This window comes from Candidatus Hydrogenedentota bacterium, from assembly GCA_018005585.1.
GTDB lineage: Bacteria > Hydrogenedentota > Hydrogenedentia > Hydrogenedentales > JAGMZX01 > JAGMZX01.
The window spans coordinates 28,349-40,923 of sequence record JAGMZX010000040.1 but is presented as its reverse complement, the minus strand read 5'-3'; the positions used below and the strand labels follow the sequence as shown (position 1 = coordinate 40,923).

Here is a 12,575-nt window from a genome sequence, read left to right as displayed (position 1 = left end):
GGAGATGATCGCGGGGGAGATCGGTCTCCCGGGCGTTCGCACGTTCGCGGACCTGCTGGCGCAAACCGGCCTGGACGGCAACCGCACCGTCGGCCTCATGGTCTTCCCTGAAAATGGGGGGGAAGCCTTGGCCCTGTTACCGGTTGCTTCCGCCGACCGCCTGGGGGAGGCCTTGAAGTTCGCGAACAGCGCGCCGATCGAGGTAACGATCAACGGCGAGAAATGCGCGGGCGCCCACGAACGGGGCAAGGCCGCCTACGTACTTTACAGGGATTACGCGGTCCTCGCGGATTCGCTGGAGACCCTGGAACGCGGCGCGGCGGCCTTCGCGAACCCCGCCCCGATTCGTTACGGCACGCCGGAATTCCCCGCGCCCGATAACGAGGTCGTGGTGGGCATGAGTCCCGGCGCGTGGACGGATGCGTCCGGCAACATCCGCGATTCCATTGCGGACCCGGAGATAGCGCCATTCCTGAAGCAAGCCGCCGCGCTCTTCGACGAGGTTGTGTTCGCCGTGGGCGCCGCTGGTAGCGGCGGACGCGAGCGGTTGGCGGCGCACACGCGCGCGCCGTTTCAGGCCGAGACGCTGCAACCGCTGAAGCTGCCGGGCATGCTGCCCGCGGACGCACTCGCGATTGCCGCGCTGCGCCTGTCGCCGGGTTTGCGCGGGTTCTTGCGGGAAGCAGCCGTGGCCAGCGCCCCCGATTCGCATGAGGCGCAAATGGCGAGCGGTTTCTTCACGATGCTTGATGGCGTGCTTGGCGAGGAGGCCGCCTGCGCCGTGCTGGATTTCGACTTCGTATCGGGCCCAATCGGGGTACTCATCGCGCAGAGTCCCAGCCCCAAGGCGATCGAGGGTCTGGCCTCCATGTCGGGCGCGAGCGTGGCCATGCCCCCGTACAAGGGCTGTCAGGTCTTCGGCGCATCGGACGTGCCGGGGCTCGGCATAGACCTGTTCTGGGCCAGCACGGACCAGCTCTTCCTTCTGGCCACGCGGAAAGACGCGCTTCAAGGGGTTATAGACCGCGTAACGACGGAAGTGCCGGCGGCGGACGGCTTCGTCCCCGATACCGTCCGGTTCGCGCACGCGAATCATGGGTTCCTGTGGCTGAATGCCGCGAAATTGCAGGATGTGCTGTCCCTTGTGCTTCCCGCAGGAACGGCTGCGCAGGGGCTCGCCAAAACCGGCGATGTGTCGATGTCGCTGGAGCAGCATGAAACGTGGCAGCAGGTGGTCCTGGAAAGCCCGGATACTCCGCTGGTTGCGGGGCTGTTCGGCGGGCTGTTCCTGCTGGCCGGACAGAGCAGCGTCGTTTCCCCGTTCGTCTACATGCTGTGAACCTGGACGCATGGGCGATTACGGAAGCCGCAGGCCGGGCACGGTACAGGTGCCGTGCAAGGGCATTGATGCTCCTTGGCGCCCGCAATTCGGCCGCATTCCCCATCGTCACGACAACAGTCCGTTGACCCGCCGACCGTTGAGAGTCCGGATGCCGCGTGCCGGGCGCTTCTCCTGTCCGCGGCGTCCCGAGCCCGGCAAATACAAGGCGCGGGCGGCAACAAGCGGCGGGTCGCGCGGGCGGCGTGTTTCTGCTAGGGTCTTGCGGAACAACGCAGCGCTGAAACGCAGGCGCATGCCGAAGTACGGACCAAGGGAGATTGCCAAATCAATGCACGAAGCAACTTGGCGGATGCTATCTGTCTGGGGCCTGGCGGTCCTTGCCGGATTCCACCCGGTCGCGGTTGGGGCGGCGGACGCGCTGCCTTCCTTTGCCGCAGGCGGCGAAGGCGGTGGGATAACCCTGGTCAACGCGGCTGCCGCGTATGACGCGTCCACAAACGGACAGCAGTGCTTGTGCATCCGGGAAGACGGCAACCCGTACGAAAAGACGAGTTGGGTCTTCGACGTCCCGGCGGCGGCGCTGGCGCCTCAGACGCCCTATGTGCTCGAAATCGTGTTTTTTGACAAGGGCGCGGGGGTTATCGAGGCGCAAATGTCGCGCGGAGGGGTGGCGCTCGGCATTTCGCGCAGCGAGTCGTACACGCGCCTCAACACCCTGCGCGAGCGGACAGCGTGTTACCAGTTCGACACCGGCGTTTCGCAGGGAAATACGCTCCGCTTGTCCCTAACGGGCCTGCAGTATTTGAAGGCGCTGCGCGTCGTTCCAGCGTATTCGGAAGAACAATGGGCCGCCGCGCATGAGGCCGTGCCCCGGGACGTGCGGCCGATGACCGTATTGAAACGGCCCATGGACCTGGTGACAACCGCAGGGATTTCTTCGCACGCTTACGAGCCGGACGTGGAGGCGGAACTGCAGGCGCTGCACAACCTGGCGCCGCTCGCGAAGGTGCTCGGCTTCAATGGTATCGAGATGTATGTGCGCTGGCGGCTCATCGAGCCGGACAAGGAAGGCGCGTTCGACTTCGCCTACTACGACACGCTCGTGGCCAAGCTGGCGGAGTACGGCCTGAAATGGTTCCCGCTGCTGATTGTGGGCTCCGCGTACGCGCTGCCGGACTGGTTCGCGGAATCGCCGGAAAACGTGGGTTTTGTCTGCCTGGAACACGGTGTTTCAAACCCGATCCAGAGTATCTGGAGCCCCTTTCACAAACGGCACGTCGAACGGGTGCTTCAGGCGTTCGGCGCGCATTACGAACCTGGCAACACGCTGCTGGGCGTGCGCCTGGGCCCCTCCGGCAACTACGGGGAATCGCAGTATCCCGCGGGCGGCAACTGGCCGCTCAAGGGGCGCGACATGCACATCCACATCGGTTTGTGGTGCGCGGACGCCTACGGCCGCGCCGATTTCCGCGACACGCTGCGGGCTCAGTACGGCGTCATCGAGCAGTTGAACACGGCATGGGGGCAGCAATTCGCCTCTTTCGACGCGGTCGGGATGATGCTTCCTGTGCAAATGGTGTCGAAACGGCAACGGGCCGATTTTCTGAGCTGGTACACGCGCGAAATGACGGAGTGGTGCGAGTATTGGGCGCTTGAAGCGCGCAAGGCGATGCCGAACACGCCGTTGTATCAGTCCAGCGGCGGCTGGGGTTTCGTGGAAGCGGGAACGAGCTACAGCGGCCAGGCGAAATCGATGCAACTGGCCGGCGGCGGCATCCGCCTGACCAACGAGACCGACAGCTACGAGCAGAACGTCAATGCGACGCGGCTGGCGGCGACCGCCGCGCGGCTCTACGGCATCGAGCTCGGATACGAGCCCGCCAGTTCGCACACCGCGCGCGGCGTCGCGGGACGCCTCTTCAACACGGCCACCACGAACGGCGACCACTTGTTCACATATCACCCGAATGTGATGCACAACCTGATGGCCATTGACCAGTGGCTGCGCTACCTGCCCGTGCTCGACGAGCGCGCCGACCCGGTCATCGACGTCGCGGTCTATTACCCGGAAACGATGAACCAGCTGGACGACGGCGCGTTCCGCCATCTGTACGCGTGGGGCTTCAACCCGCGCGCGGCGGCGGTGCGGCGCGCGGTCGATGTCGATTATCTGGACGACCTGTTGATCCGCGACGGGTTCCTCGACCGCTACAAGGTGCTCGTGTTCTGCTGGGGCGAATTCATAGAGACGGATGTGCTCGCCCGGGTTGACGCATGGGTGCGCGGCGGGGGCGTCGTGCTGTATCCGTCCTTTCCCCGGGGAAACCTGCAGACGGTCGAGGGCGATGGCGCCGTGTTCGCGAAATGGAGCGGCGGCGACACGGGGCAGGGCCGGTTCCTGCGGTTCAAAGGCGACATGGAGCCTCTCGAAGACTACGAAACATTCATCCGGACAAGCCTGCGAGGCATCGACACGCTCAGCCCGGAAACGCGGGCGGTCCTGCGCATCGAACATCCGGAACAGGTCTTCTTCTCAGTGCAGGCGGGAGGGCAGACCCTCGCGCTGAACTACAACCCGGACCCGGTTGTGCTCGCGCTTCCCGATGGCGCGCGCATCGAGGTTCCGGGTTACGGAATCGCGCGGTTTGCCGTCAAGTGATGGTGCCGCGGTGCCGGAACGCCGCGCCAACCGCCCTGGCTTGGACTGGCGCACCCGATTCCGGACTGTTAACATGGGGCCATAAGATGAACACAGACAGGGGTGGGCGTGTGATGCCCGAAGGCGACCTCAGTGCTGAGGAACTGGACCCCGCGGCGCTCGAACGGTTCGTGCCGCCGTCCGCGCGGCACATCCTCGTTTGCGGCGAAAACGCGGGCCCGCTGGTCCGGGCGCTGCAGACGCGCGGCGGGGTTGAGGTTGCCCAGTTTCCCGATGCGCCGCAGCCCGGTGATGCCCCAATAGAAGCCGCCGCGCTCCCTTTCACGGACGACTATTTCGCGTGCATTGCCGCGGCCGATTTCCTGCCGCGGCTGCGCGACCCCGAGCCGGTTCTGCGCGAGTTGCGCCGCGTGCTGGCGCCTGAGGGACTGCTCGTTGCCACCGCGCCGAATGTGCAGTGTTACCGGACCGTGTTCCTCCTGGCGGAAGGCCGCTGGACCTATGCCAGCACCGGGATACTGGCGCGACGCAACGTGCGTTTCTTTACCGGCGTCGACCTGGCCGAGACAATCAGCGCCGCGGGGTTCGAGATGCGGTCGCTCTCAAGCCTCGTGCTGGCCGCTCCGGAATCCGTGCCGCGCAACGCCGACGGGTATATCGCGTCGGGGCGCGTCCGCATCGGCCCGCTGAACGACACGGAATACCAACTATACCGGACGCATCAGTTTGTCGCGCTTGCGGGAAAGGCGAAACCGGCGGACGGCCCGCCGGGCGGGCCCGGCCGGCCATGAACGTGCTCGCCATGGGCATCGCCCCGTGGGGCGACCGCGCGCATCTGAATCTGTACCGTTCCGCGTGCGGCCACGAAGTGCGCCTGCTCGCGATGACCGGCGACGCGGACTACTTTTTCACCGCCGGGGAAACAGCCGCACACGTCGTGCAGCGGATCAGCGCGGACTGGCCGCCGGACCTGCTGCTATGCGGCTGCCCGGAGGTATATCCGCCGCCCCGCGCAATCGAACATTGTCCCATCCAGACGGCGGCGATTATCTCCGACTGGAACCTCTATCAGCCACAACTGGAGCACAATCTGTCGCGATTCGACGTGGTCCTGAGCGACCGCATGGCGGAGCGCGCGTTGCGCGTCTGGGGCGCGCAGCCGCGCTTCGTGCAGCCGCTCTATTCGCACCGCACGCTCGTCCATCGTCCGTTGGGAATGGAGCGCGACATCGACATCTTGTTTCTCGGGAACCTGAATCATGCAATCCATCGTGCGCGCGGGAAGGTGCTCGAAATGGCCGGGCGGCTCTCCGATGACTATCGAGTAGTGATCGATGAGGGCCACCCGCCCGAGGCATATGCCCGGGGCCTCAACCGGGCGCGGGTCGCCGTCAATTACGCCGTGCGCCACGAAATGAATTTGCGCTGTTTCGAGGCGCCCGCCTGCGGCGCGCTGCTCTTCCTCGAAGCGGAGAACCTGGAAGCCCGAGACTATCTCACGGACGGCGGCCAAGCCGTGTTCTACCGCGCGGAAAACCTCGAAGCGCTGTTGCGCGCCTGCCTCGAGGACGAGCCGCGCCGAGCCGCGATGGCGCGCGTGGGGCAGGAACGCATCGCGGACCTGGCCATCGAGCGGCGGCTGGACGACCTGTTCAACTGGATAGCGGCCCAGCCGCGCGCGCCGCGCGCGTTTCTGGACCTGCCCGGCACGGCGCGGGGCTTGGCCGACGTGCTCATGTACGGGTCGAGCTTCGAACTCGAGCAACGCGCCATGGCCGCCGCGCTCCTGGCAAAGGAGATGGAAAGCGGCGCGACGGCCGCGCATCACATGGCCGCGGGTTGCATGCTCTTCGAGGAGGCGGCGCTTTCCACTTCGGAAGACCGGCCGGCGCTCGTGCGCGCGTGCGTGGACCGCTTTCAGGAGGCCGCCCTCGCAGCCCCGCACGACGCGGCGCCCTGGTATAACCTTGCCATCGTCGCACGGCAGGCCGGCGCGGGCATCGCGGAACTGGAATGCCTCGGGCGCGTGCTCGAGGCGCGGCAGGCGGCGCTGGGCGCGTTCGTATTGGGCAAGGTCTCGGACCCCTACTATGCCGCATGGCGGCTCGCGCTCGGTCACGGCAGGGCGGCGCCGCAACTGTTGCGCGCGGCGGCCGCGGCCCGGCTCGCCGAATGCGCGCTCGAACGCGGCGACGCCCCGGGTGCGCTCGATTATGCGGGGCAGAGCATCGCGCTGTGCGCCGGAATGGGCGCGCCATACCGCTGGGCGGCCGCGGCGCATACGCGCCTGGGGCGCCTGGATGAGGCCGCGCGTCTGCTCGAGACCGGGCTGCCACATACGGCCTTCGACGCGGAATACCGGCGTGACCTGGTTCAGGCCTTGCGCGCGGCGGGGCGCGAGACCGAATCGCGCGCCCGCGCGCTGGAATCGGCGCGCATATTCCAGGCCTGCCCCCGGATGCAAGCGGAGGCGGAGCTTTTTCGGGGCCTGGCCGCGGGAACCAGCGGATTCGCGTAAGGAACACGCGGCCGAGCGCTCTGCTTGACCCCGGCGCGCGTCCCTCTTAGACTATCCGGCGTGCGCGGGGAAGGGGCAGTTACCCAAAACTGGGAGGCACTACCTCAATGTACGTCTCGATTCGCGATTGCATGGTGGCCGAGGACTTTCCCACGCCCGCGGCAGGACTGAAGGCGCTCGACCTGGAATCGGTCGAGATTGAACTGACCCGCGACTTCGAGGTGCGCGCTTTCGACTCGAAAGACCGCTTGCGATTGGAGAACGACGCCGACGCCGAGGCGTACGGCAAGCGGCTGCGCAACCTGGGCATCCATCCGTGCAGCCTGCTGACCGCCCGCGATTTCAGCGCCGGGGACCCGGGCGACAATATCGCGTGGATAGCCCGCGCCATCGAAATCGCGTCTATTCTGGGCATGACGAACATCCGCATCGACAGCGCCATGTCGCGCGAACGGGAACTGGATTTCGAGACGCGCGTCAACCTCTTCGCTGCCGGTCTTGGCGGCGCGCTGGCGCGGACAAGCGGGCTCACGGTCGCCCTGGCCATCGAGAACCACGGGTTCCAGGGCAACAGCCTCGCATTCCTGCTCAGCGTTTTCCACCGGGTCGGCTCTGAACGCATCGGCTCAACGCTGGACACGGGCAATTTCTACTGGCGCGGTTACCCGCTTTCAGAAGTGTATGGCATCCTGCGCCTGCTCGCGCCGTACGCGAAGCACACGCACTTGAAGAATATCCGGTATCCCGAGGACCAGCGCGAGGTCATGCGCGAAGCCGGCTGGGAATACGGGCAATATGTCTGCCCGCTGGACGAAGGCGATATCGACCACGGGCGCGTGTTGCGCGTGCTGAAAGATGCGGGTTACGAAGGCGACCTCTGCATCGAGGATGAATCGGTCGGCAAGCTGAAAACGCCTGAAGAACGCATTGCGGTGCTCCAGCGCGACGTGCGGCACACGCGCGAGCTCTGCGAAAAGCTCACATGAAGCCTTTCTTCCTGCGACCCTTGTTCTGGTGCGCGATGACCGCGTCGTAGATGCGCGCGCGCTGCTCCCCGAGCAAGCGGCGCTCGTCGGGCCAGAACATGCACGGCGGGGACTCGATGGGGAACCACCCGAAATCGAAGTGATGTTCTTTATCTTTGATATCGCCCGAGACCTGCTCCGTCAGATACAACGCGTAGTGATTGACGGCCCAGTACGTCTTCATCGAGTCCTGCCGCTCGTGCACGGCCAGGTCGGCAAGCTTGACGACTTCGGTCAGGCCCACTTCTTCTTCGATTTCGCGCACCGCCGCCGCGTCGATGGTTTCTCCCTCCTGCACGCCGCCCTTCGGGAGCACGTACCCTTCGAGAATCGTGCCGTCCGTGTCAATCTCGCGCACCAGCGCCGTGAACAGGCTGCCTCCCTCGATGCGGACCACCACGCCTCCCGAGGCGACGCGCTCACGCACGCCGGCCGCGGGCCGCACATACCAGGTTGCGTCTATGCACGGTTTCATCACTTCAGGTCTCCGACCGACTGAGCCGCCTTCATGATAACAGAGGCGCGGGCACTCCTGACTGCGGCTGTCCCCTGCTGTGTCCACGCGAGACCCCGATAGGAAGAAAGCGACACCCATGCATTCTTTCGTGACGCAGGCCCGGCTGCGCGCGGCCGTTGCATTTTCCGCCGACCATTGCCATATAATAGATGACCGTGAGGTGCGCGCGACAGGGGCGGACAATGCGCGGTGTGTTTGTGCGCCCAGTCATTGGCGGCATGGGAGGTACGCCGTTGGCGAGGCCTGTACAGAACAAACCGGGAGCGGCGGAACGGCAATTGCCCGGTTCTTCTCCCGTCCCATCTCCTCTCGCGGACACCGGCCCGTATTTCGCCGTCCCCGTGAGCACGTTGCGCATCGATGTCGTAACGGATTTCGACCTGTATCTCGAAATGCCCGGCAAGCCCGCCGTGCTATACCGGGCGGCCAGCCTGTCTTTTACGGAAGAAGCGCGCGCGCGTCTGAATGAAGCGCGTGTCGCCACATTGCTGGTCTCCAAGAAACAGAGCGAGGCCTACCATGCGTACGTTGAGGCGAACCTGGGCGCGGTCCTGGCGGACGATGGCGTTCCGCTGGACGACCGCGCCGCGCTGTTGTACGAATCCTCCACGTTTGTCATGCAGCAGTTGATGCAGGCCCCGCGCAGCGGCCCTATGCTTCCGCGCGCGAAGCGGCTGGTGAACCACACCACCGCGTTCCTTTTCCACGAAGGGGCCGCCATTCGCAGTCTGATGCGGTTGACGTCCTACGACTATTATACGTACACGCACAGCGTGAACGTGTTTCTATTCAGCATCGCGCTCGCGCAGCACCTGGGCCACGGAGAAGCGAAAGTCTGCGAGTTCGGGGAAGGCGCGCTACTGCACGACATCGGGAAGAGCCAGATCGACCCGGCGGTTGTCAACTGCCGCGGCAAGCTCACTTCCGCGCAATGGCGGGAGATGCGCAGACATCCCGAATTCGGCCAGTCGCTCCTGTTTGAGATGGGCGTCACGAGCCCCCTTGTGCTCGATGTGACGCGCCACCACCACGAGAAGATAAACGGGACGGGGTATCCCGACGGTCTGCGCGGCGGGCAGATCTCTCTGTGGGCGCGCATCGCGTCCATCTGCGACATCTTCGACGCGCTCACCACGCGTCGCTCATACAAGGCAGCGATGCATTCCTTCCCGGGACTCAGGCTGATGCAGGACGAGATGGGCGGCGAGATTGACGCGGAAATCTTCAAGTCCTTCGTCGTCATGCTCGGCAACGAATAAGAATGGGGGCCCGGGCCTGCCGGACCCCCGCGCGGACGTCACGCACTGCCTTGATCAAATGTCGTAGTAGAGGTAGAACTCGTAGGGATGGGGCCGCAGGTTTATTTGCAGCACTTCCTTCTCCCGCTTGTATTTGATCCACGTGTGCAGCACGTCCTCGGTGAAGACGTCGCCGCGCAGCAGGAATTCGTGGTCTTTTTCGAGGGCTTCCAGGGCGCGGGCGAGGCTGCCGGGCACCTGCGGCACCTTTGCCTTTTCCTCCGGCGGCAGGTCGTACAGGTCCTTGTCCATGGGCTCGCCCGGATCGGTCTTGTTCTGGATACCGTCGATGCCCGCCATGAGAATGGCCGAAAACGCGAAGTAGGGGTTGCACGCGGGATCGGGCACGCGGAACTCGACGCGCTTCGCCTTCGGGCTGGCGGAGTACATGGGAATGCGGCAGCAGGCGCTGCGGTTTCGCGCGCTGTACGCGATGTTCACGGGTGCCTCGTAGCCGGGCACCAGCCGCTTGAACGAGTTCGTCGTGGGGTTGGTCAGGGCGACAAGCGCGTTTGCGTGCTTGAGCAGCCCGCCGATGAACCAGAGGGCGTCCTGGCTGAGCCCCGCGTATTTGTCGCCGGCGAACAGAGGCTTGCCGCCTTTCCAGAGGCTGACGTGCGTGTGCATGCCCGAACCGTTGTCCGAGAACAGGGGCTTCGGCATGAACGTGGCCGTCTTGCCGTGCTTGTGCGCGGTGTTCTTGATGATGTACTTGTACAGGGTGAGCTTGTCGGCCATCGCGGTGAGCGCGTCGAAACGCAGGTCGATTTCGGCCTGTCCGGCGGTGGCGACTTCATGGTGGTGGCACTCGACGTTGAGCCCGCATTCGATCATCGTGGCTACCATCTCGCTGCGCAGGTTGAACTGGGAGTCCGACGGCGGCACGGGGAAATAGCCTTCCTTGTAGCGAAGCTTGTACCCCAGGTTCGGGCTCTCCTGTCTTCCGGCATTCCAGATGCCTTCGACGCTGTCGATGTGGTAGTAGCCGGCGTACGGCGTCTGGTCGTAGCGCACGTCGTCGAAGATGAAGAATTCCGCTTCCGGCCCGAAAAAGGCGGTGTCGCCGATGCCCGTCGAAACGAGGTACGCCTCGGCTTTCTGCGCCACGTTGCGCGGGTCGCGCGAATAGCGCGCCTTCGTGATCGGGTCCAGGATGTTGCAGTAGAGGATCAGCGTGGGAATCTCCGCGAACGGGTCCAACGTGGCGGTGCGGGGATCGGGCAGCACGAGCATGTCGCTTTCGTGGATGCCCTGCCAGCCGCGAATGCTCGAACCGTCGAAGCCGAGCCCTTCCTCAAATACTTCTTCCGTGATTTGCGAGGCGGGAAACGTCAGATGCTGCTGCAGGCCGGGGAAGTCCATAAAACGGAAATCGACGAACTGAATCTTCTTGTCCCGTATCATGGTGATGACATCGTTAGGCGCCAGATTCTTGTGCATATACCTTGCTCCTTGCTGGTAGGCTTCTTCGGCCTCGCTGTATCCCGCCGGCTCGCGAAGTGTCGATCGACCGTCTCCGTTGCCGGTTCTTTTTCCACGAACGGTTAGCTCAGCACTATGTCGCCCGTCTCGCCCGTGCGGATGCGGATCGCGTCCTCAATCGGGGAAACGAATATTTTCCCGTCGCCGATGCGCCCGGTCGAGGCGGCTTTCACAATCGCCTTGACCACGCTTTCGAGACGGTCGTCGGACACGACAATCTCGAGCTTCACCTTGGGCAGGAATTCGACGACGTATTCCGCCCCGCGATAAAGCTCCTTGTGGCCCTTCTGGCGGCCAAACCCTTTTACCTCCGTGACGGTCAAGCCCTGCACGCCCACTGACGCGAGAGCCTCCTTAACCTCCTCAAGTTTAAAAGGCTTTATGACAGCTTCTACCTTCTTCACTGGTCCATCCTCCGTTGGTGTCTAAGCTTCACGGAGTATAGCGACACCCTTGAAAGCCCCGCAAAAGCGGGCGTTTGCGTCACAGGTGATATCCCTCTTCGCCGTGCAGGGCCAGGTCCAGGCCCATCTCTTCTTCTTCGCCGCTCACGCGCAGTCCAACCGCAAGGTCCACAACTTTCAGTATGACCGCCGAAAGCACGCCCCCGTATACCAGCGTGAACACGACGGTCATGCCCTGCGCGGCCACCTGGCCGCCGATACTCGCGATGCTCCTGTCGAATCCCTGTCCGCCCAAGGCAGGCGCGGCAAATACGCCGGTAAGCAGCGCGCCGACAATGCCGCCGATGCCGTGCACCCCGAACGCGTCCAGCGCGTCGTCATACCCCGCCGCGCGTTTCAGGCTCGTCGCGCCCCAGAAGCAGATAATTCCGGATGCAAAACCGATGACAAGGGCGCCCAGCGGGCCGCACGACCCGGACGCGGGCGTGATGGCCACGAGCCCCGCCACCGCGCCCGTGGCCGCGCCGAGCACGCTTGGCTTGCCGTGTTTCACCCATTCCACGCCCATCCAGGTCAAGGTGGCCATGGCGGTGCTCAATTGCGTCACCAGCATGGCCATCCCGGCCGAACCGTTCGCGGCAATGGCACTGCCCGCGTTGAAACCGAACCAGCCGACCCAGAGCATGCCTGCGCCCGCGACGGTCATACCGAGATTGTGCGGCATGATCTGCGCGTCCGGGTAACCTTTGCGCCTGCCGATCAGCAAGCATGCGGCCAGCGCCGCAACACCCGCGTTGATATGCACGACGGTGCCGCCCGCGAAATCCAGCGCGCCCCAATTCACGAACAGCGCGCCGGGGCCCGCCCATGCCATGTGGCAGACCGGCACATACACGAAGGTCACCCATAATGCCGTGAAGAGCAGTACGGCGGAGAATCTCATGCGTTCCGCGTAGGCGCCGCAGACGAGCGCCGGCGTTATGACCGCGAATGTCATCTGGAACACAACAAAGACCGTCTCGGGAATCGTTCCCCTGGCCGCGCTGGCTGTCACGGGCATGAGCAGCAGTTTCGCGGGTCCGCCGATGAAACTGCCGAAGTTGTACGCGCCTTCCTCCATGCCCGCGGTGTCAAAGGCCAATGTGTAGCCGTACAGCGCCCACAGCACGCTGACCAGCGCCGTTATCGCGAAGCATTGCATCAGGATGGAGAGCACGTTGCGCACGCGCACGAGGCCCGCGTAGAACAGCGACAAGCCGGGGATGGTCATGAACAGCACGAGAGCCGTGGCCGTGAGCATCCACGCCGTGTCCCCGCTTTCGATCGGGTT

The 12,575-nt window shown here is 64.6% G+C and carries 10 protein-coding genes; 6 read left to right on the top strand and 4 right to left on the bottom strand.

Annotated features, from left to right (window positions below):
* From KA184_09090 to KA184_09070, 5 genes are all read left to right on the top strand, one after another.
* The coding region (locus tag KA184_09090; protein ID MBP8129724.1) for a hypothetical protein at nucleotides 1-1,339 on the top strand (1,339 nt) is incomplete at its 5' end.
* Nucleotides 1,340-1,670: 331 nt separating this feature from the next.
* On the top strand, nucleotides 1,671-4,001 hold the full coding sequence (locus KA184_09085; protein ID MBP8129723.1) for a family 14 glycosylhydrolase: 2,331 nt from the start codon (nucleotides 1,671-1,673) through the stop codon (nucleotides 3,999-4,001).
* Between the two features lie 110 nt (nucleotides 4,002-4,111).
* Nucleotides 4,112-4,792, top strand: a complete 681-nt coding sequence (locus KA184_09080; protein ID MBP8129722.1) for a methyltransferase domain-containing protein — start codon at nucleotides 4,112-4,114, stop codon at nucleotides 4,790-4,792.
* Complete coding sequence (locus tag KA184_09075; protein MBP8129721.1) at nucleotides 4,789-6,519, top strand: glycosyltransferase family 1 protein; 1,731 nt, start codon at nucleotides 4,789-4,791, stop codon at nucleotides 6,517-6,519. The genes KA184_09080 and KA184_09075 overlap by 4 nt, the downstream gene beginning before the upstream one ends.
* Nucleotides 6,520-6,626: 107 nt before the next feature.
* Nucleotides 6,627-7,505 (top strand): sugar phosphate isomerase/epimerase, encoded by an 879-nt coding sequence (locus KA184_09070; GenBank protein ID MBP8129720.1) that lies wholly within the window; start codon nucleotides 6,627-6,629, stop codon nucleotides 7,503-7,505.
* On the opposite strand, the gene KA184_09065 is transcribed toward KA184_09070, so the two are convergent.
* Nucleotides 7,498-8,019: an NUDIX hydrolase gene (locus KA184_09065; GenBank protein ID MBP8129719.1), complete on the bottom strand. Its 522-nt coding sequence runs from the start codon at nucleotides 8,017-8,019 to the stop codon at nucleotides 7,498-7,500. The two genes, KA184_09070 and KA184_09065, sit on opposite strands and share 8 nt — an antisense overlap.
* Nucleotides 8,020-8,294: 275 nt before the next feature.
* Here KA184_09065 and KA184_09060 point away from each other — a divergent pair, with 275 nt between their 5' ends.
* On the top strand, nucleotides 8,295-9,320 hold the full coding sequence (locus tag KA184_09060; GenBank protein ID MBP8129718.1) for an HD domain-containing protein: 1,026 nt from the start codon (nucleotides 8,295-8,297) through the stop codon (nucleotides 9,318-9,320).
* A gap of 54 nt (nucleotides 9,321-9,374) precedes the next feature.
* Here KA184_09060 and glnA read toward each other — a convergent pair whose 3' ends face one another.
* The 3 genes from glnA to KA184_09045 all read right to left on the bottom strand — a co-directional run bounded on the left by glnA (nucleotide 9,375) and on the right by KA184_09045 (nucleotide 12,569).
* Nucleotides 9,375-10,799: a type I glutamate--ammonia ligase gene (glnA, locus tag KA184_09055; protein MBP8129717.1), complete on the bottom strand. Its 1,425-nt coding sequence runs from the start codon at nucleotides 10,797-10,799 to the stop codon at nucleotides 9,375-9,377.
* 104 nt (nucleotides 10,800-10,903) lie between these two features.
* Nucleotides 10,904-11,245 carry a P-II family nitrogen regulator gene (locus tag KA184_09050; protein MBP8129716.1) on the bottom strand — a complete coding sequence of 114 codons (342 nt, stop codon included), beginning with the start codon at nucleotides 11,243-11,245 and terminating at the stop codon, nucleotides 10,904-10,906.
* A gap of 79 nt (nucleotides 11,246-11,324) precedes the next feature.
* Complete coding sequence (locus tag KA184_09045; protein ID MBP8129715.1) at nucleotides 11,325-12,569, bottom strand: ammonium transporter; 1,245 nt, start codon at nucleotides 12,567-12,569, stop codon at nucleotides 11,325-11,327.
* Nucleotides 12,570-12,575 lie beyond the last annotated feature (6 nt).